Annotated in this window: 15 protein-coding genes and 1 pseudogene; 9 read left to right on the forward strand and 7 right to left on the reverse strand. The window is 66.0% G+C overall.

The features are described from left to right. The first annotated feature begins 256 nt into the window (after positions 1 to 256). The 5 genes from ACNQR1_RS37010 (at position 257) to ACNQR1_RS37030 (ending at position 3,004) form a co-directional block, all read left to right on the forward strand. Positions 257 to 739 carry a hypothetical protein gene (locus ACNQR1_RS37010; RefSeq protein ID WP_418050661.1) on the forward strand — a complete coding sequence of 161 codons (483 nt, stop codon included), beginning with the start codon at positions 257 to 259 and terminating at the stop codon, positions 737 to 739. A 12-nt stretch (positions 740 to 751) separates the two neighbouring features. Beyond that, on the forward strand, positions 752 to 1,258 hold the full coding sequence (locus tag ACNQR1_RS37015) for a hypothetical protein (protein WP_418050662.1): 507 nt from the start codon (positions 752 to 754) through the stop codon (positions 1,256 to 1,258). Between the two features lie 105 nt (positions 1,259 to 1,363). Further along, positions 1,364 to 1,804 carry a hypothetical protein gene (locus ACNQR1_RS37020; RefSeq protein ID WP_418050663.1) on the forward strand — a complete coding sequence of 147 codons (441 nt, stop codon included), beginning with the start codon at positions 1,364 to 1,366 and terminating at the stop codon, positions 1,802 to 1,804. After that, positions 1,797 to 2,744: a hypothetical protein gene (locus ACNQR1_RS37025; RefSeq protein ID WP_418050664.1), complete on the forward strand. Its 948-nt coding sequence runs from the start codon at positions 1,797 to 1,799 to the stop codon at positions 2,742 to 2,744. The genes ACNQR1_RS37020 and ACNQR1_RS37025 overlap by 8 nt, the downstream gene beginning before the upstream one ends. A 104-nt stretch (positions 2,745 to 2,848) precedes the next feature. Beyond that, positions 2,849 to 3,004 carry a hypothetical protein gene (locus ACNQR1_RS37030; RefSeq protein WP_418050665.1) on the forward strand — a complete coding sequence of 52 codons (156 nt, stop codon included), beginning with the start codon at positions 2,849 to 2,851 and terminating at the stop codon, positions 3,002 to 3,004. Positions 3,005 to 3,092: 88 nt separating this feature from the next. Here the strand turns inward: ACNQR1_RS37030 and ACNQR1_RS37035 are convergent, their stop codons facing one another. Next, a complete protein-coding gene (locus ACNQR1_RS37035) occupies positions 3,093 to 5,441 on the reverse strand; it encodes a hypothetical protein (RefSeq protein WP_418050666.1) in 2,349 nt (782 codons plus the stop codon). Between the two features lie 83 nt (positions 5,442 to 5,524). Then, positions 5,525 to 11,335 carry a MobF family relaxase gene (gene mobF / locus ACNQR1_RS37040; protein WP_368575686.1) on the reverse strand — a complete coding sequence of 1,937 codons (5,811 nt, stop codon included), beginning with the start codon at positions 11,333 to 11,335 and terminating at the stop codon, positions 5,525 to 5,527. Positions 11,336 to 11,576: 241 nt separating this feature from the next. Here mobF and ACNQR1_RS37045 point away from each other — a divergent pair, with 241 nt between their 5' ends. Together ACNQR1_RS37045 and ACNQR1_RS37050 are read left to right on the forward strand one after the other, a co-directional pair. Next, positions 11,577 to 12,035 (forward strand): hypothetical protein, encoded by a 459-nt coding sequence (locus ACNQR1_RS37045; protein WP_368575685.1) that lies wholly within the window; start codon positions 11,577 to 11,579, stop codon positions 12,033 to 12,035. 119 nt (positions 12,036 to 12,154) lie between these two features. Further along, positions 12,155 to 12,691: a hypothetical protein gene (locus ACNQR1_RS37050; protein ID WP_418011080.1), complete on the forward strand. Its 537-nt coding sequence runs from the start codon at positions 12,155 to 12,157 to the stop codon at positions 12,689 to 12,691. A 196-nt stretch (positions 12,692 to 12,887) separates the two neighbouring features. Here ACNQR1_RS37050 and ACNQR1_RS37055 read toward each other — a convergent pair whose 3' ends face one another. The 3 genes and pseudogenes from ACNQR1_RS37055 to ACNQR1_RS37065 form a co-directional block, all read right to left on the reverse strand. Then, entirely contained in the window at positions 12,888 to 13,445 is a 558-nt protein-coding gene (locus ACNQR1_RS37055; protein ID WP_368569827.1) for a hypothetical protein, read from the reverse strand. Between the two features lie 427 nt (positions 13,446 to 13,872). Continuing rightward, positions 13,873 to 14,034: pseudogene (locus ACNQR1_RS37060) on the reverse strand (Rv3235 family protein); the annotation flags it as partial. Between the two features lie 591 nt (positions 14,035 to 14,625). Then, positions 14,626 to 15,060, reverse strand: a complete 435-nt coding sequence (locus ACNQR1_RS37065) for a hypothetical protein (protein WP_368569828.1) — start codon at positions 15,058 to 15,060, stop codon at positions 14,626 to 14,628. A 628-nt stretch (positions 15,061 to 15,688) separates the two neighbouring features. On the opposite strand from ACNQR1_RS37065, the gene ACNQR1_RS37070 reads away from it, so the two are divergent. Beyond that, on the forward strand, positions 15,689 to 16,276 hold the full coding sequence (locus ACNQR1_RS37070) for an IS607 family transposase (RefSeq protein ID WP_368569829.1): 588 nt from the start codon (positions 15,689 to 15,691) through the stop codon (positions 16,274 to 16,276). A 2-nt stretch (positions 16,277 to 16,278) separates the two neighbouring features. Beyond that, on the forward strand, positions 16,279 to 17,682 hold the full coding sequence (tnpB, locus tag ACNQR1_RS37075; RefSeq protein ID WP_368569830.1) for an IS607 family element RNA-guided endonuclease TnpB: 1,404 nt from the start codon (positions 16,279 to 16,281) through the stop codon (positions 17,680 to 17,682). Positions 17,683 to 17,721: 39 nt separating this feature from the next. Here the strand turns inward: tnpB and ACNQR1_RS37080 are convergent, their stop codons facing one another. Together ACNQR1_RS37080 and ACNQR1_RS37085 are read right to left on the reverse strand one after the other, a co-directional pair. After that, a complete protein-coding gene (locus tag ACNQR1_RS37080) occupies positions 17,722 to 18,096 on the reverse strand; it encodes a hypothetical protein (protein ID WP_418050667.1) in 375 nt (124 codons plus the stop codon). Between the two features lie 163 nt (positions 18,097 to 18,259). After that, the gene (locus ACNQR1_RS37085; RefSeq protein ID WP_019348132.1) at positions 18,260 to 18,661 is read right to left on the reverse strand and encodes a hypothetical protein; all 402 of its coding nucleotides are present in this window, start codon (positions 18,659 to 18,661) and stop codon (positions 18,260 to 18,262) included. Between the last annotated feature and the right edge of the window lie 16 nt (positions 18,662 to 18,677).

Consider the following 18,677-nt stretch of genomic DNA (forward strand, 5'->3'; position numbering starts at 1 on the left):
GATCTACCGCACCTTGCTGGCCCTTCACCGACACGGCTTGGTCGAGCGGACAAAGAACGCGCCCCGGACCAGGGCAGCGTACTGGCAGATCACACCCCGTCAAGCGGAAGAGAAAAGAACTTGGCCACAACCTCATACAGCGTCACCGCGCCCGACGTTCGCAGCGCGGGCCACGTCAAACGGGGACCGCCAAGGCAATGCGATCCAACTATTCACCAACGCCCAACCAGCCACGCCGGGAGGAGAAACCCACCTCATGACCCTGCCGACCGGCAACAAAGACCTGACCTCGGCGTGGATCTACGCTCTCAACGCCAGCCTGCACGAGCAAACCCCTGGGCCAGCGGAATTGAGTATCGGCTCGGAAATGGAGCCGCACATGGTCTCGCGCACCGAGGCCTTCCGCGACCTCTACGCGCACCTGCTGCTCGAAGCCCTCCAGGCCGACCACACACGGTTCGACCGCCTAAAAGCCGACATCGACAACGCAATCCCACGCAGCCCAGCTGCGTCCACCGAAGCGATGTGGGCGATCGCCGCCGAACTGTGTGACCGGGCACGACACATCATCGACGGCGCCGGCGCAGCCGACGACCACGATGCCCGCCGCCGACTGCTCGCCGGAACCAAACATCTCAACCGCAGCATGCTCCTCGGCCAATTCGTACCCGCCTTGCAACACGACATCGACAACGACCTGTTCGAAGAGCTCGACGACATCGACAGCGAAAGGGATTGAGATCCAATGATAGTGACCACAGCTAACGCGACCAAGGTTCGGATCGCTCACGGACGCAACCTGCTTGGAGCGGTACGCATTCATCTGAGCCAGTTGCGGCGCGAGCTGTGCCGCCAGAAAGTTCTCCGTCAGCTCGGAGACGATCCCACCAGGGCGATCCGATCACCCCACGACGCCATCCACACCGCACACACGCTCCTCGATTTTCTGGGGCGCCACGACACCAACACCGCCGTGTGGGCCAGCATCGCCGTCAGGCCTCTGGCTGAGCTGCTCTACGCCGCATCGAGACAGCACGGCGCGGGGTCGGGCATCGACTGGACGTGGCACGCACTGGTCAATACCGAGGCGCCCACAACGGTGCCAGGTTGGCGCCAGGCCGCCGAAATCTGGGACCAGGCAGACGGCGCGGCCCTCCCGGGGCAGCTGCGCAGGATCGCCGAGCTACCGCCACGCCAGCGCAACTCCGTCATCAGCACGATGCACGCGGCGATAGCCCCGTGGCTGCCCCGGAAGTGACGTCGACACAACAACTGCCGACAATCACAGTTACGTTGTGCCACAAGAGATTACCGACATCACACGGTTACGAACCACCCTCACTCAACAACCAGGAGCACGTCAATGAGTCCCAACACCATGGCCACGTTAGTTATCCTCAGCGTGCTGGTGGTCGCAACGATTGGCATTCTCGTCACCGTCGCGTACAAGTTTCGCCACACCTGGACAGCCGCCACGCAGAAACGCCACCTACCACCAGCTCTGACACAGCTGGTCATCAGCACGGCGCTGAGCCTCGTGCTCTTCAACACCGCGTTCAATCCACCGTTCCCCATCAGCTGGAACGAACCTGTCCGCTGCACGCTGCAGACCTGCGTATGGGAGCACTACTACGTCCTGCTCATCATCACCCTGGTGCTGCTGACACTGGCTGCCGTGGCAACGGCGCTGGCGCTGTTGTGCACGGTGGCCTGGGCAATCATTACGGCGCCCGCCCCGGCCGACGACTCTTCTCAGCGCACCCTCGGCGCCGCCGCTGTAAAGGAGTCAGATTCACATGTCTAACCCCACCGCCACGCCGCGTAAAACTACACCGCGACACTGGGCCCTACCTGTCGCGATCGGGCTGGCCGCCACCCTCGCCGGGAGCGCAACAACAGCGTGGTATCGCCACCGCGCGCACACCGCCGATTTCGGCCACGTCGAAGCGAGTGAACCGACTCACGAAGACCGTCCAGAACCGAACAGCCAGCCCACCCTGGCCGGCGCAAACCGTGCCGTGCTCGATCTGAAACACGCTGTCACACAACGACCAGGGCTCGCACTGGCCACCACGGCCATCGTCGCGGCGGTGCTCACCGCCGCCGCGATCATCTTGCCCACCATCACGCCGCCCGGAGCCGGCGAAAGCGTTGCTGCCCCACGGGCGCACATTGTTGATATGCCGCCGCCCGCCAAGGACGCGGACCCTATCCCCATGATCTACCGCGATGCACCGATTCCGATGATGAGCGACGGCAGGGAGACCGCCGGATCCTGCACAGCCGACGGTGTGTGCACCGGCAAAGTGCTCACCATAGAGTTCGGAGGCGATCGGCCCTGGATGGTCACCCGCGTCGCCTACCGCCCGTTAGAATTCCTGCCCGGTCGCCGGGTCACCCGCCTCCGGTGGGAATTGCACGACGTCGATCAGCGGTCAGGGCGTGACACCGTGGTGTTCTCCCAAACCGACGACAGCCCCGCTGCGTTCACCAGCGACGGCCTGGCCGGCCAAAGTCACGGCGCGACGCGCATCACCGCCGTCGTTGAAGCCTCGGTGCCCGCGCCGGGCGCGGTACGCACCTACTATGCGCCGTTCGAGGCCTACGGCTTCCCGGTCCGTAACAGCGGTGAAGCGGACTTCCCCACCGGGTCCACAGTGGATGCTGTCACGTGGCCGACCCCATTCGCCCTGTCACGCATCGCAATCATCCCTGGCGACGAAACCGGCACCCACAACAGGTAATTCACATGCGTTGGACGACAGCGGAAGGACCGAGATGAGCACAGACAGTGACGGTATGCGGATGGCTGCCCACGTGGGACGACTCACCACCCGATGGTCCCGTCATGGGTAGGAATCGTCGTGTGCGCGCCGAACAGCGGGGGCCGTGGCTGAGCGGCCTGCTCGTCGCCCTCGTGGGTGCGGTGTGGATGATCGGCCAGGTGCTGGGCGGGGTCGTGTCGTTCCTGATTCATCTTCTGCAGAACCCGGTCGGGTTCTGACCTCGATCCGGCGTTGTAGGAATCTTTGGCGAAAATTGCGCGGATTACCTACAGGAGTCGCGGCCACCGAGGCGAACGACAGCAGGCCCTACTGCTGGTCCGCGGTCCAGGGTTTGAACGGCGTAACGCCCTTGGTGCGCAGCAAGGGGCGCGGCGTTGTCGGATCTGCAGGATGGTCGAGGGTCGCGCCCAGGCCGATCAGTTGTCGGACGGTGTCTGGTGACGCGCCGGGCAGGGTGGCGGTGAAGGGGCGCGCCGGCGACCCCGGCGACCATGCCCACTTTTCGAAGCCGCCATATGGTTCGGTGAGCATCGCGACTGCCGTCATGGGATCTTGGCCGCAAACAATGACTTTCATGTCGAGTTCGTCGATTCGGCCGAGTGCCTTCGTCAGTGCGCGGTAGCCGGTTTCTGTCTGGAGGCCATCGATGATGACCACGAGCGAGGGCATGACGCCGCCGGCGTCGCGGTATTCGGTTGCATTGTGGGCGCCTGATTCGCTGAGCTGACGCTCGCGGTCGATGATTAGTTGGCTGAGCTCTGTGTCGAACCAGCGTGCGATCGCCGCTTCGTCACGGGTTCCGATTCCCAATCCTGGGAAGGCGATGGTGTGGGCCTGATCGGCGAGCGGCACCCATGGCCGCGGTGATCCTGCGGTGACGCCGATGACCGCGAGGTCGGATCTGGGCGCTCCCTGGCACATCATTACTGCGGCTTGGGAGATCATCTCTGTCGCGGCGGTTCCGTCGCCGGCGATCACGCCGAAACTGAACTGGTTTCTGAGGTCAACCGACATCGTGGTGTTGGTCTCGCCCCGCATAGTGCCTAGGGGCAGGACGAGCTGGCCGGGAGTGCGGCTGAGTCTGGTGAGCTCCTCTGCCGGGGTGTCGGTGAGCAGCGTGAGGATCTCGTCTTTGGACGAGCCGAATCCCGCGATGTAGAGCAGCTGGCTGGCGTATTCGTCATCCTGGTTCGGGTTGGCGCTGGTAACCCAGTCGATGACGAGGCGGCGGGTGCTGTCGTCGGTGAGGATTAGGTTGGGGCCGCTGTCTTCTGGCCCGTGGACGCGGCGGAATTCTGCGGTGGTGAATGGGCCGAAGCTTGTGCTGACGGTGGTGAAGGAGGCGTAGGCATCGGCCGCGGTGAGACGATGGTAGGGACTGATGTGGTGGCTCATGGATACGGTGTCTGCCGCATCGGTGATCCACACACGGGTGGCGGCCGAGTTCGGTGGGGTTGTGGGCGGTATTAGTACGGCCGATCCTTCTCGCAGGTCGACCAGTCTGGCGCATGCTAGGGGTGGCCGGTGGATCGCGGCGTTTTCTGTGAGGATCGCGACAGCCGAGTTCGGCAGTACGGGTGGTATTCCCGTCGTGAGATAGGGGCGGGGGTTGGCCGTGATGAGCAGCGGTGTGATTTCGGATTTTCGAGCCCCGTAGGCGCAGTCAACGATGACTGGGAGGTAGGGGCACACCGTTGAGTCGTAGAAGATGATGAAGTCGTTGAGGTGGGCAGGGTTGAGGATCTCGACGTCGTCGTGGGGCTGTACGCACATCGTTGCCGGGCCGGTTGACACAAGCTCAAGGTCGATGTGGAAGTCCCTGAGCTCCAGCAAGTGACTGAAAACCTCAAAGGCATCGGTGCTGAGTTTTTCGAAACCGCTGCTCAATTGGGTTGATTCGAAAAACTCGTTCCACGCCTTGAGCAGCTCAGGATCGGGCGTGGTCGAGGCCAGGTCGCTGATCACCGAGAGTCCGCTACGCTCGGTCTTCGTCGCCATCATGCTGACAAATAGCGTCGTCACCGCCATGCGTTTTAGCGTCGCTGTCGGCCGAATCGGCTCTGGTACAGGCGAGTTGACATTGGTGAATACTTCGATCTGATGGAGCACCTGCATGACCGATGTCGTGGTGCGCCAGCGGGGGAAGGGGTCGATGGCGCTCGCAGTTGCGGTGAATGGCTCGCTGAGGCCGGTGCGTTTCAGCCGCCGGTGATCGATGTTGAAGGAGCGATCGTGCCAGCCCTGCAGGAATTGCTCGATCAGCTCACCGCTGCAAACGTCGATCAGCACAGGCCCCGCCCAGCGCTCCGCGAGCGGTATCAGTATGTGGCCCGCACCGGTGATAGCGGTGACTGGGGGCATCGGCACGCTGGCACCGGATTGATCGACTCCTAGGCCGGTCACGGGGAACGCTCGGTGCTGCATATCGACGGGTGGTCGCGGTGGGGTGAGGAGGGTTTCGGACGTCGAGGGGGCCCAACCGAACGCTGCGTCGATCTGGGCCAGCACTGCGGGGGTGAGGACAACAGGATCCCCTTTTTCGATCTGGGCCAGACGTTGCCGTGTCGGGCCGCCCAGTTCGACGATCTCGTCCTGGGTGCGTGGGCCGCGAGCTTGGTTCACGATCCGTCCGAAGAAGGGCTTGTTGACCGGCATGGACTGGACGTTACCGTTAGTTTCTACATAGCGCTAGTTATAGGTATCCAACGGTAACGCGCCGTCTCTGCTGAGTTTGGGTGTCAGAGGTCCAGACCGGCACCGCGGCTTCGCTCGCGGCTGCGGTCGATCGTTGCGCGGCCGCGGGCGCCGGCAAGGTAGTCGTGTTCGTGGCGCAGCGCGTCGCGGCGGTTGATGAGGTCGGCCGCCTGGGTAGCTTCTGGGCTGGAGTCGGTGGTGGAGGCCAGGTGATGTTCGGCGCGGTCGATCGCGGTGCGTGTTTGTTGGGATTGGTCGGTGTCGGCGGTCCCGATGCGCTGCGCCCACGGCAGCTGGTTGTGCAGCATCTCGATCAGGTTGGTGGCGTCGGTTTCATGTTGGGCCACAGTGTCGTTGGTGATGAGGAGAAGTTTCGTGTTGGCTTCGCCAGCCGCAGCGGTGAGTGCTTGCAGTTGGTGGGCGGCGAGGTGGTCGGCGTCGTCGACGATGATCAGGGTGCCGATCGGCAGCGTCCACTGGCTGTTCTCGAGTTGGGTGTGGGCGTGCGCGGGGTCGGTGGTGGTGTGCGCGTAGGGGTTCGCGTCGGCGTAGGTGGCTGCGGCGTCGGTGGCCGGCAGTGCCAGGATGCGGCGCTGATTGTGCCGGGCTGTCTCGGCCAGGGCGGCCAGCACTGCGGTCTTGTCGGCGTCGGGCCCGAGATGTAGTGGGTGCACGGTTTGTCCGCTGGCGGTGATGTCGGCGATGGCCCGGGCGGCTTGGTCGTCGAGCCGCTGCAGGTTGTTGGGTGGGGCTGTGTACATGGCTGCGGGGCTACGGTGCCCGGCCTGTTCGAGCACCTCGATTTCGGTGCGTAGCGCTTCTAGGTCGCCGGCCAGGTCGTAGTCCGCTGCGGGTCGGTTGGCGAAGGTGCGGGCGGCGGCGTGCTCGGCGCGGAAGAGCTGGTTGTCGAGGTCGGTGGCTTCCGCACGTGCCTGGCGAAGTTGTTCAGCGTCGGCGCGCAGGGCCACGGTGCGGTGCTGTTGAATGTCGGCGGCAGTGACGACCCGGTCGGCCCCGCCGGCAGCGTCGATGAGCGCCTGGCGGGCGGTGTCGCGGTGCTGTTTCGCCCCGGTTGCGGCGGTCTCGATATCGGTGGTGTGAGTGGCGAGTTGGGTTCGGTACGCGATGTAGGTGGCCACCAGATCGTCGTGTCCGTGTTCTCGGGCGGTCGCGATGTGGGTGTCGATGGTCTGCAGGAGACGGTGATGTGTTTCAACGCCGCGGTCGGCGCGCACCCAGTCGTGGTAGGCGTGGTGATAGGCGTGGGCGTAGGGCCGCTGCTGGTCGTAGCGGTGGGTGAGGTCGGCGAGCTCGGGAGCCGCGGCGAGTTCAGCGGGCCCGCCGCCGGTGTGCAGAATCGCCTGCTCTAGTTCGCGGACACGCGCGCGGGCGAGGTCCCGCGCGGTGCGCAGGGCAAGGATGTCAGCTGGCCGGGTCGGAGCGGGCCGGTAGGTAAGCAGGTCCTCGAAAAGCCAGTCACCGAGGTCGTCTTCGGCGTAGCCGTAGCTGTAATCGTAAGGATCGGGTGGCGCGTCGTCGACAGCGTAGGCGGCGTCTTCTGGGGACGGCTGGGCGAGCAGGTCGAGCTGTTCGCCCGGGGTGGTCACGGTCTCCGCCGGGTGCGGGACGTCGGCGTCGATGGTGGCCGCGTGGGTGAGCAGTTCGATACGGGTGGTGAGCAGGCGGGCGTATTCGTCGGGGCGAAGGCCTTCGGTTTGGGCGATCTCGCGCAGGTGTTCTGTGGCGGCTGTGAGCAGGTCCGCTGGTGGCCAGTCGGACGCGGCGACAGCGGCGATAAGTCCGGGCCAGGCCGGGTCGGCGATGATCGTTTCGGCGAGCTGGGTGCCCAGCAGGTGGTGTAGTACGGGGGTCCATTCGGGTCGCAGACGCGGGTTGGACCGCTCCAGTGTGGGCGGTGCCAGTGTCCCCGACAGGCGCCACCACAAGGCGGCTGCGGGGAGTTCATCGGGCAGTGGACCGCCGGTGGCCATGGCCGAAGCGAGCATGCCGGTGACGTCGGCTCCGGCACGGGCGGCGTCGTCGATGTGGGCGGCCAGCCGCGGCCAGTAGGGGTCGTTGGGGATGTGATGGTTGATGGCGGCGACCATGGTCCGCCAGCGTCCGGCGCTGTCCTGGCTGCGCAGGATGGTGTCGTCGACGCGGCTATGCAGGAGCTGTTGGAAGGCGGCGGAGCGGTTGGCGTGTTGTTCACGGCCGGTGATCCGGGTGTCGGCGGGGTCGACGTCGTGGGCGGCGCGGAACACGGCGATTTCGGCCATCAGTTGAGGTTGGGCACCGAGCAGTGGGCGGGCCCATGTGGGTGCGGTGGCCGAGGTCCATTCCCGTGCGGTGGCGCGGATCTGGTCGGCCAGTTCAGTGACCAGCTGCGCCCGGCCAGTGAGGTATTGCGTCCATTCGGGATTCTGGTTCACCGCGGTCGGGATGGTAGGCAGCCAGCGCAGTGGGCCGACGTTGGCGGCAGCCGATCCCTGGGGTGTGGGCAGGCGCCAGTCGAGCACGGCCGCGGCGTCGAGGGGGTTACCCAGCGGGGTGGCGGCGGCCTGGTTCAGTGCGGCGACGGGGTCGTGGCCTTCGAGGGCTAGCAGGGCCAGGTTGCGGCGCAGCACGGGCCAGGCTTCGGCGTCGGTGATGTCACCGGCGATCGCGGCGGCGGCTTGGTCGATGCGGGCCATGGTGGTGGTGCCAGCGAGTTGTTCGGCGGCGGTGGTGAGCGCATCGGAGTACATGCTGGCCGCGCCGAACAGTCGGGTGAAGGGGTCGATTTCGGCGCGGGCGGCGGTGGTGGCCGAGACTTGGCGGCCGTCGCGGCGCAGGATCGTGGAGAGGATGTCGACCGCGGTCGGCGGGTGGGTGGCTTTGGGCGCGAGGATGCGGTGCGGGTCGGCTTCGGAGGTCGAAAAGTAGACGTGGTTCTCGTCTTTGGCGCGGGTTGCGGCGACGTAGAGCTGTTGGCGGGTCAACTGATCTGAACCCACAATGTGGCAGGTCCCTTTGGTTTTCCGGGTGCCGGCGGTGAGGCCTTGGGCGGCGTTGATCGTTGAGGCGTAGCCGAGGGTGGTGTTGGCGGCAACGTACTCTGCGGGCAGGCGGACGGTCTTGGCACCGGGGGCCGCGCCGAGGCGGGAAATGGTGATCGAACCGTCGCGGCGCACAGACCGAATGACCCAGCGGTGACCATTTTTGATCCATGCTCCGTTGGCCAGTTGCAGCCAGCGGGCGTTCTTGCGGGTGATGATCCAGTCGCCGGCCGATGCGGTCAGTCCGTCGGACAAGGTGACGGTCTGTGACGGCTGTTTCGCCGATCGGAGCCGATCGAGTCGGGCGCGTTCGTTGAGTTCTGCGACCAGGTCGTTGGTGGGTGCGATGAGCACGCTACGGTGGCCGGCTTTGATGTCGTCGGCCCAGGCTTGGTAGGCCATGTCGGCGGCGGTTTGGTCGGCTCCGACGTGCACGCGGCCGTGGTCGATGTAGTAGGCGATGCCGGCGGGATCGCCGTCGCGGATGGCCAGGCTGGCCGCGCTTTGGGCAGGGTCGCGGAACCGCACCACGGTGGACAACGTGAGTGTTTCGGGCCGGGTGGCGAGGTCGGTGATGACACCGCCGGCTGAGATGGAGGCGAGCTGTTGATCGTCGCCGATGATCCGAATGCTGGCGCCTTTGGCCAGGGCGTGGGTGATCATTTCGTCGAGATCGAGGGTGGAGGCCATGCCTGCTTCGTCGACGATGATGAGGGTGTTGCGGCCAATCTTGTTGAACCACTTGCGGGCCGGATCATTGGATGGTGCGGCGGGGGAGTCACGGTGATTTCCGGGGTTGGCCAGCTGCACGAATTTGGCCATGGTGTCGGTGGTGATGTGGGCGTCTTCGGCCAGAACTTCGGCGGCCGCCGCGGTTGGTGCCAGGCCGATGACGTTGCCGCCGCTGTTGGTCCACGCAGCTGCCAGCACGGACATGGCGGTGGTTTTTCCGGTGCCTGCGGGGGCGAGCGCCAGTTGCAGCCGGGCTCCGGAGGTGGCCATCCCGCGCACCAGTGCTTCTTGTCCGTCGTTGAGCTGCAAGCCGTTTTGTGCGTGCGCTTCGAGCATCGCCAACCCGATGCTGGTGTCGTCGGCGACACGTCCGCCATGCTGGGCGGCGGCATCGAGTATGCGTCGTTCTGCGGCCTGGATCGCGGCGCTGGTGTAGCGGGTCGAATCGTGTTTGGTGTAGACCGATGTGCCATCGTGGCGGCGTAGCGCCGCGGGCTCGTTCATCTCGGTGTCGGTGTGGGTGGTGATCGTGATGCTGTGCTCGCCGAGCGCAGCGGTCACGATCTTGTCTAGGGCGCTGGTATCGCTGTGGCGACCGGTGTTTCGCAGCAGTCGTTGAGCTTCGGCGCGGACGTGGTTGATGCCCCATTCGGCGCGGGCGTGCGACACCGTGGTGATGACCGCCTCGGCCTGTTCGCTGACCCATTTTGCGGTGATGGCGGGCTGGCGCCGACGGCGGGTCTGGCTGGTGATGTCGGTGATGAGACGAGTCAGTTTGCGTTGGCTACCAACGACTTCGATGGCCTCGGTGAGCCAGGTGTGGCGTTGTTCGCCAAGGCTGCGGGGAGCGTGTTTTGCTTGGCGGGTATCGAGGGTCGCCTGTTGGGAGAGCGCCAGCATTTCCACGGCGTGCGGTTCGCGTCCGTGCTCGGCTTGAAAGGCCTTCGCCAAGTCGGCGACACGGTTTTCGATCGCGGTACGCCGGGCTGACCATCGCTCCAGGAGATCGGTGGGAATGCCGACGATTTCGCGGACCGGCCGTTTGTCGGTTTTGGTGCGGGTTTCTGCGAAGTCGACGCCCAGCATCTCGATGAGATAGGCCTCGAGTCGGGTGTTGTAGAGCTCGGATGCAGCGACCGTGGCCTTGTGCAGCGGGTCGCCGTCAAGCGCCAGCCAACGCGGTACTCCGTCGGGCCCGATGACCATGACTTTGTTGCTGATCGCGACGTGGGTGTGGAGGTTGGGATCACCCGCGCGGGAGTCGCGGTGGTCGAACGCCGCGGCGATGAAACCGGTGGTGTCGACCTGGGCAATTCCGTTGGCTCCCATGCGCGAAAACGCGGCGTTGCGCTCCAAGAATGCGATGGCGTCGGCGACGGCTCGGTGGTGCGCGGCGAGCACCTGCTCTGAGATTTCCCGGGGTGCTAACGCCCATAGCGCCGACACAGATTTGACCGGGGTGAAGGTCAAATCGTAGCCGGCGACGGCTTGGGTTTGAGCGCGTGATTTGCGGGCGATGAAGCCGGTGAGTTCGCGTTCGTCGGCCGGAGGGCGGCCGTAGGTTTCGGCGAACATCTCGCGTCCGACCGCGGTGCGGATCTGGGCGCGTTCTTCGGGTTCGAGTGAGGCTTGGCGGTCGCGGCCCAGGGTGGTGTTGAAGTCGGCGTAGCCCTCCCGCAGGCGCCGCATCCACTCGTTGTCGGTCTTGTTGACGCGGAACGGCCGGCCCAATCGGGCGGCGGCGATGGCGCCCTGGTGCCCGATGCCGAATCCGGTGAGGCGTTCGGTGATTCGGTCGGCGTTCGGGTGCAGTCCCTCGCCGAAGAGGGCTTTCATCTGGTCTTCGGTGACCTCGGAGCCCTCTGGAACTGACCAGAGTTCGGCGACCATCGGATCGGAGGGGTCGCGGCCGACGGGTTGACCGAGGCCGGGCAGTCCGCTGCCCATCCAGCGTCCCGGCGATTCCCCTTTTTCCGAGTAGTAATCGCCCAGGCTGGGCTTGCCACGGTGGGTGGCATCGGCGGCAGCGACCTGGCGAATCAGGTACAGATACCCGTCGCCCGCGCTCAACTTGTGGAGGCCCATCACCGTGTCATCACCTGGTATCGACCCAAAGGGGGACTTGGGCGTTATGCAGCATCCGTTACCGTTTCGTGACCTGAATGCAAGAGGTGTGATGTGCCGTGGTGGGGGTGAAAGTGGTGAGGGGCGAGGCAGGGTGAGTGGACCGAGCGAGGGGCAGGCTGCGGGTGGAAGGCGCAGTGGGGCCGAGGTGAATTGAGTTTGGGTGCGGCATAACGGGAGAGCACGGGGGATGGTGGGCTGTATGGCGAACAGCGGAGTTTCGAAAGCAGCACGTAAAGCAGCACGTGAAGCCGCAGCGGCAGCCCAGGAGGAACAGGTCCGCCGGCAGAAGGCGAACGTGGAAGATTTGGCGAAGTACTTCACCGCAAAGCAGCGAGTTGATGATGTGGCCGAGTGGTTGCGCGAGCGCACAGCGGAGCTGGCCGAGCGGGCCGCGCAGCGGCGCGAGGAACAGCGACGCGAATGCGGGGTCGCGCTGAAAGCGATGCAGGACCGCGGAGAGAGCGTCCGCGAGATCGCCCGGCTGGCTGGAATCAGCGAAAAGGCCGTACGGGATCTGATCAGGACGGCGACGGCCGAAGCGGCAGTGCCGGTCGAGAAAGTCGAGGAGCCGCCGGCCAGCGAGGCGGTGAGCGGGGAGCCGGTCGCGCCGGGGGCGGAAGCGAAATCGCCTGAGGATCCGATTCGCGTGGCCAGCTGACCACGGTGTGTCGGTGGCAGTCTGCACAATGAGCCACGAGCGCGACGGCGGATTGGGCGAGGCTCGCGCTCAGCGCGAGGCAGCCCAAGACGTACGTCGGACTAGGGTGACAGGAGAGCGTGACCACCGTGGGGTTTTCGCAACCACTACAGCTGGTGGTCAATCCTGCGGTTCACGCGGACGAATTGCGGCGGTTTGAATCCGACATCGTGCGCGGGCCGGGCGCCGAAGACTGCGCGATCTGGCGGGGAGCCATCGGTGGTGACGGGTACCCGAGATTTTGGGTGCGACGCGGCGGCGGTGACCGGATCATCGTGCGAGGCAACCGGTACGCGCTGGCCGCAGCGCGATCGGGCGTACCGCTGGAACCGTGGGAGCGTGCCTTACACGGCTGCGACAACCCGGTGTGTGTACGCGTGAGCGCAGTCGGCGATGTCGGGCTGTTGCACCTGGTGGCCGGCACGCAACGCGACAACATGGAGATGATGGGCCGGTCCGGCCGCGGGGGAGGACGGACCCTGGTTCGGCGCGGCGACCACGGGGTAGCCGAGCGGCGAGCGCGCGCGGTAGCGCTGCGCGAGGCCGTCAGGCACGGCTGGAACGCTGAAGCGGTCGCGGCCGCATTGTTGGGATCACCCGACCCCACACTGTGGTGAGAGAGCGGGCAGCGCGCCGCAGGCGACAGCCGGGCTGAAGGCCGGCGGCGCCGCGGCGGGTAGCCCGTCAACGGCACCCGCACGGACGGGCCGCGATGCGCAGCGAGCAGGCTCGCGGGCACGCCGTGCGCGTCGGGATGGCTCCGGACCCGGCGGCGTCCGGAGCCAGCCGGGTCCGGAACGTTCGAGCGGAATGTCATGCGACACTTGCCGCCCGGGTTTCCAGAGTGATGGCGTGCCGGGTGGCGGCGTCGATGTCGGCCCCGGCGATGAGGATGCGAAGGCCTGCCGACGGCGTCCAGGAACTCAGCGACCAGTGGGTGTTACGCGGGTCGCGGCCGGGCAGCCAGTCGTGGTTGAGGAAATATTCGGCGGCCCCGGTGGCGGTGAAGCCGATCCGGTTACCCGGCGCGGGCTTTGTAGGGTCGGTGTGGTCGACGCTGAGCCGCCACCAGTGGGCGGGTGGGGTGATGGTCCGCTTCCAGACCAGTGCGGCGCTGCGGAACTGGGCGATGTGAGAGTCGATGATGCCGCCACCGATCGGGGTGGTGGCGACGGCTGCCGCCAGGACGTGGGTGATGTCGTCGCGGGCGACGATCAGGACGGCGTGTTGCCCGTTACGCTGGCGGTGTCGGGCGGTCGTGATGAGGCCGTGCTGGGGGCTGGGAATGCGGTGCGTACCGAAAACGCGACGCTCGACGTTGTCGATGGCGAGCGCTTGCAGTTGGGCGGCGAGCCGATAGGTGTGCGACATGGTTTTTCTCCGTTCGGATCGGGTGTGATGCGCCTGTTGGCGTGGGGTTCAGGAGGACCGGCGAGGTGGCGCGGTCAAGGGCGAGCCGGTGGATCAGCTGGAGGCGGATTTGCGGGCCGCGAGCGGGAGCGAGCTGAGTAGGGCCGCAAATGCCGTCGGAGCCGCACGGCGCAGCGGAAGCCGAGCGCCAGCGAGGTGGGAGCGAAGACGGGCGAGCCCGCCGGATGCGCCTTGCACCGTGACGGTGTCCTCGTCGGTCACACTGAGACCCCACTGACAGGCAAAAATGTGAGGGGCTACGGAACTGGTGCCCGCCGCCAGGTGGGCAGTCCGCCGGTCGCGCCGGGTGCGCCGGCGCAAACCCACCGGACATCGGAGTGCGCGGCCAGTCCGCGCTTGGCTGCGGACTGGCCACGCGGTCGGAGAATTAACCGATGTATAGCGCGGTCAGGCACCAACGATCGGTTCGTAGTTCGATGCGGGCAGCGATGGCATGCCCTCGCTCGCCGCGGGTGTAAGTCGCGAACAGCTCCGCGGCGGCCAGCGTGGCAATGACATCGACCAGGTGCGGGCTCATGAGGGCACGGGTTCGGTGCGAGTGGCCGGCTCGAAGGGTTGGCCGGGAGCACCGAAAAGTCGCGAAGGCACCCCGACCTGGCCACGTGGGCTGTTGAAAGCCGCCGCAGGTGGCTGTCCGTCGGTCGCACCTGGTGCGCCGACGCCAACCATGACCGGCCGGGCGGAAGAAAAAGGGGCCCGACCAACCTGCTCAGGGGTGAGTGGTTGGCCGGGCCCGATGTTGGTTGGTGGTTATCGCCACGAGTTCTGGATCGGGTAGACGAGGGTGTATTCGGGGTCCAGGGCGGCGTCGCCGACTTGCCAGCATTCGCCGAGTGTTTCGTCGTCGCGCAGTTTGACTGTGGGTCGGCGGTACGTCGCGTTCGGGGCCGGCGAGCTGGTTGGCAATTCGGCATGCGTCGTTGAGAGCGTGTTGGCGGTTGAAGTAGCTGCCGAGCAGGGTGCGGTTGCTCGATGCGCCGTTCTCACGGTGGGTGAGGGTGCAGAGCTTCCATGGGTACGTGTTGGTGGTCATGGTTGTTCTTCCGTTCTGTTGATGAGTTTGATGAGTTGATGGGGTGAGGGGCCGGCCCCGGCGGGTGAGGCCGGCCCCGCTGGGGGGTTAGGCGGCGGAGAGGAGCTGGTTGACCGCCTCATCGAGGTCGTCGTGTGTGGTGGTGCCCCCTGCGGCATGGACGGTCCAGAGCTGGTCGCCGGCCACTTCGGCGGTGAGGGTGTGGTTCGGCTGGGTCCGGAAGGTCCACTCTTGGGTGGCGTGGAGCATCTGGTCACCTGCCCGGACTTTCACGATCCGGGTGTGCGGCTGGTCGTGGTCGTGGTCGGTGGTGGCTTCCACGGCGGCTTGTAGCTCGTCGTGGTCGTAGGCCAGGAGGGTGAGGACGTGGCCGCCGGTGCGGCTGTCGTGGTGGCGGTTGATGATCGTGTAGAGCCCGTAGTAGGTGGTCTTGGTCAGCTCGGTCCGGTCGTACTCGTTGTTGACGAGTTGCTCGGCGGCGATGTCGAGAAGCTCGAAGGCAAGTTCGAATTGGTGTTCCATGTCCTTCTCCGTTCGGGTTGGTGATTGGCTGCGCCGGTCAGCGCTAGGGAGCAATCACTGAAGGAATCGACCGGTGTCAACTTGGCGGACGCGGTGGGTTTCGGCGGATTTGTCGCCCGCGAGCGCCAGCGAGCTGATAGGGCGGCAAATGTCCTCCACCGCCGAAAACCATTGCGGCCGACTGGTTTACTGAGGTCGAGTTCGAAGTACACTGGGCGACCCGCTGACGGCACGGGTTCGGTGCGAGTGGCCGGCCCGAAGGGTTGGCCGGGAGCACCGAAAAGTCGCGAAGACACCCGGACCCGGCCACGTGGGCTTTGAGAGCCGCCGGAGGTGGCTATTCGCCGGTCGCACCTGGTGCGCCGACGCCTCGGATCCGGCGGCCGGAAGAAAAAGGGGGGCCGGTCTATCACCTCCGTAGTGGAGGGTGGATCTGGCCGGACACGGCGGTTTCGGTGACGGGTTTGGCGGTGTGGGTCCACAGCAGGCCTGCGCCGCGGAAGTGCCGGATGCGGTGACTGATGGCGCCGCCGGCCAGTGGTGCGGAGGCCTCGGGGCACCGGGGGTTGCCAGCTGTTGCGGTGTGAGTGGTCGGTAGTTGTCGGTGGTGTGCTGTAGGAACGAAGTCATGAATCTCGCGGCGTGGGCTGAGCGCAACGGCGTTGCGCGGGTGACTGCGTATCGCTGGTTTCGTGCCGGGCTATTGCCGGTGTCCGCCCGTAAGGTCGGGCGGCTGATTCTGGTTGACGAACCGGCTGGGCCGGCCGGTGTGCGGGGCCGGACCGCGGTGTATGCGCGCGTGTCCTCGGCGGATCAGAAAGCTGATCTGGATCGGCAGGTCGCACGTGTCGCCGCCTGGGCCACAGCCGAACAGATCTCTGTGGATCGGGTGGTGACCGAGGTCGGGTCGGCGCTCAACGGGCACCGCCGCAAGTTCCTTGCGTTGCTGCGTGATCCGGCTGTGGCGCGGATTGTGGTTGAGCATCGCGATCGGTTCTGCCGGTTAGGCTCGGAATACGTCGAAGCCGCTCTCGCTGCCCAGGGGCGCGCGCTTGTGGTCGTCGATTCAGCTGAGGTCGATGACGACCTGGTGCGGGATATGACCGAAATCCTCACCAGTATGTGTGCCCGACTCTACGGCAAACGCGCTGCGGCCAACCGTGCTAAACGTGCGGTCGCCGCGGCGGCTGACGTCGTCGAGCGCGAGGTGGCCTGAGGTTGGCAAGGTTCGAGATTCCTGAGGGATGGACGGTTCAAGCGTTCCGGTTCACGCTGGATCCGACCGCCGAGCAGGCCTGCGCGTTGGCGCGGCATTTCGGTGCCCGCCGCAAGGCATACAACTGGACCGTGGCCACCCTCAAAGCCGACATCCAATCGTGGCGTGAGACCGGTGTCGAGACGGCGAAACCGTCGCTTCGGGTGCTGCGCAAACGTTGGAACAGGGTCAAGGACGAGGTGTGTGTCAACGCCGAGACCGGGGCGGTGTGGTGGCCGGAATGTTCGAAAGAGGCCTACGCCGACGGCATCGACGGCGCGGTCGACGCGTACTGGAACTGGCAGCAGAGCCGTGCCGGTGCCCGGGCGGGTAAGCGAGTGGGTTTCCCGCGGTTGAAGAAGAAGGGCCGGGACGCCGATCGGGTGTGCTTTACGACCGGGGCGATGCGCGTTGAACCGGATCGCCGCCACCTCACTGTGCCGGTGATCGGTTGTGTCCGTACCCACGAGAACACCCGCCGAATCGAGAGGCTGATCGCGAAGGGTCGCGCACGGGTGTTGGCGATCAGCGTGCGCCGCAACGGCACCCGACTGGACGCGAGTGTGCGGGTGTTGGTGCAACGCCCCCGGCAACCTCGTGTGTCCCGGCCGGATTCGCGGGTTGGTGTCGACGTGGGTGTGCGGCGTCTGGCCACCGTCGCCAACGCTGCCGGCACAGTGCTCGAACAGGTGCCCAATCCACGCCCGCTCGATGCAGCGCTCACGCAGTTGCGGCACGTCAGCCGCGCTCGTGCCCGCTGCACGAAAGGCTCACGCCGCTATCGTGAGCGCACCACTGAGATGTCCCGGCTGCATCGCCGGGTCAACGATGTCCGCATGCATCATTTGCATGTCCTGACCACACGATTGGCCAAGACTCACGGCCGGATCGTGGTCGAAGGTCTCGACGCTGCGGGAATGCTGCGGCAAAAGGGCCTGCCCGGCGCCCGCGCGAGACGGCGCGGACTATCCGATGCAGCCCTGGGAATGCCGCGGCGGCACCTGTTCTACAAAACAGGCTGGTATGGGAGTGAATTGGTGTTGGCGGATCGGTGGTTCCCGTCGTCGAAAACCTGCCATGCCTGCCGGCATGTTCAAGACATCGGCTGGGACGAACACTGGACCTGCAATCGCGCTGACGGCGGTTGTGGAGCCACCCACCAACGCGACGATTGCGCCGCGATCAACCTCGCACGCTACGAGGACACCGACGCCAAGTCGGGTAGCGTCGTCGGCCCAGTTGGGGCCGCCGTCAAGCGTGGAGCCGACCGTAAGACCGGACCTTGTCCGGCGGGTGGCCGTGAAGCGCGGAAGGGACCCGGCCACCCGGCTGGGGAACAACCCCGAGACGGGGTGCAAGTCGCGTGACCACTAAAGATCACTCACTTGCAACGGAAGTTCTGGGGTTTACCGGGCGGTGGCTCCCCACATCAGCAGTGCGCTCCACCAGATGAGGGCAGCGGTCTGATGCGGGGTGGTGTTGGCGGGCAGTAGACGCTGGACTTCGGCAGCGAGGCCGGCTGCAGGCAGCGGTTCGGCCCGCAGGGCCGCGTCGGTGACGATCTCATCGCGCAGGATCGCCAGCGTTGCGTGGTGGGGGCGTGGCACTTGGTCGTTGTCGACGCCGGCAAGTTCTGCGGCTTCGTCGTAGATGGTGCCCGCGGCGACCCACCGGCGCGCTTCGGCGCGCGCGGCGGTGAGCACGGCGAGCGGGTAGCGCGCGCCGGAGTCGGTGTCGCATCCGTGCAGCCAGGTCGCGTCCGAAAGTGGGTGTAAAAGCACCGGTCGGTTCGCAGCTTCGTGGGTGAGCATACGGGCTGGGGAACTCAAGTGACAGGCTCTTGCAGCTTGAGCTGGTGGTGTTGGGGATAACGGCGAGCGGGTTCGGTAGCTTGCTGCGGATGCTTTGGCGCGCCCAGGGCTGATGCGTAGGGCCGAGAGATGCTCAGCTGGAGAGGGTTTGGGCGGCGTCGGTCAGTGCGTTGAACGCGGCGTCGAGGCGGTCTTGGCGGCGGCGGTTGGGTTCGTGGTTGGCTTCGGCGGCTACGAACCCGATAAGCTCTTCGAGGTCGTCGGCATTGGTCAGTAAGGCAGCGCCGTTTGGGTGGGCGCGCATGCCGTACACCAGTCGCTCACAGTCGGGGTCAAGCAGCATCAGGTCGCGTAACACGGCGGCGGTCGTGTCGCTGACGATGACCTCCTTGAGGTCGCCGGCAACGCTGGAGCGGCGGCGGCGCAGGTCGTATGGGGAGTCTGCCCAGTTGCTGATCACCCCCTCGTCGTCGCAGACGCTGCACGACCATCGGATCGGCGCCGCCGTCTCGGCCGAGGCGATAGCGATGGTCATCCGCCCGGGGCAGCGC

Origin of the sequence: Mycobacterium sp. 48b (assembly GCF_048282725.1) — a bacterium.
Classification (GTDB): domain Bacteria; phylum Actinomycetota; class Actinomycetes; order Mycobacteriales; family Mycobacteriaceae; genus Mycobacterium.

Coding starts and splice junctions, on each gene's coding strand:
- ACNQR1_RS37010 (WP_418050661.1), top strand. CDS start 257: ATGACCCTGCCGACCGGCAACAAAGACCTGACCTCGGCGTGGATCTAC.
- ACNQR1_RS37020 (WP_418050663.1), top strand. CDS start 1,364: ATGAGTCCCAACACCATGGCCACGTTAGTTATCCTCAGCGTGCTGGTG.
- ACNQR1_RS37025 (WP_418050664.1), top strand. CDS start 1,797: ATGTCTAACCCCACCGCCACGCCGCGTAAAACTACACCGCGACACTGG.
- ACNQR1_RS37030 (WP_418050665.1), top strand. CDS start 2,849: ATGGGTAGGAATCGTCGTGTGCGCGCCGAACAGCGGGGGCCGTGGCTG.
- ACNQR1_RS37035 (WP_418050666.1), bottom strand. CDS start 5,441: ATGCCGGTCAACAAGCCCTTCTTCGGACGGATCGTGAACCAAGCTCGC.
- mobF (WP_368575686.1), bottom strand. CDS start 11,335: ATGGGCCTCCACAAGTTGAGCGCGGGCGACGGGTATCTGTACCTGATT.
- ACNQR1_RS37045 (WP_368575685.1), top strand. CDS start 11,577: ATGGCGAACAGCGGAGTTTCGAAAGCAGCACGTAAAGCAGCACGTGAA.
- ACNQR1_RS37055 (WP_368569827.1), bottom strand. CDS start 13,445: ATGTCGCACACCTATCGGCTCGCCGCCCAACTGCAAGCGCTCGCCATC.
- ACNQR1_RS37065 (WP_368569828.1), bottom strand. CDS start 15,060: ATGGAACACCAATTCGAACTTGCCTTCGAGCTTCTCGACATCGCCGCC.
- ACNQR1_RS37070 (WP_368569829.1), top strand. CDS start 15,689: ATGAATCTCGCGGCGTGGGCTGAGCGCAACGGCGTTGCGCGGGTGACT.
- ACNQR1_RS37085 (WP_019348132.1), bottom strand. CDS start 18,661: ATGACCATCGCTATCGCCTCGGCCGAGACGGCGGCGCCGATCCGATGG.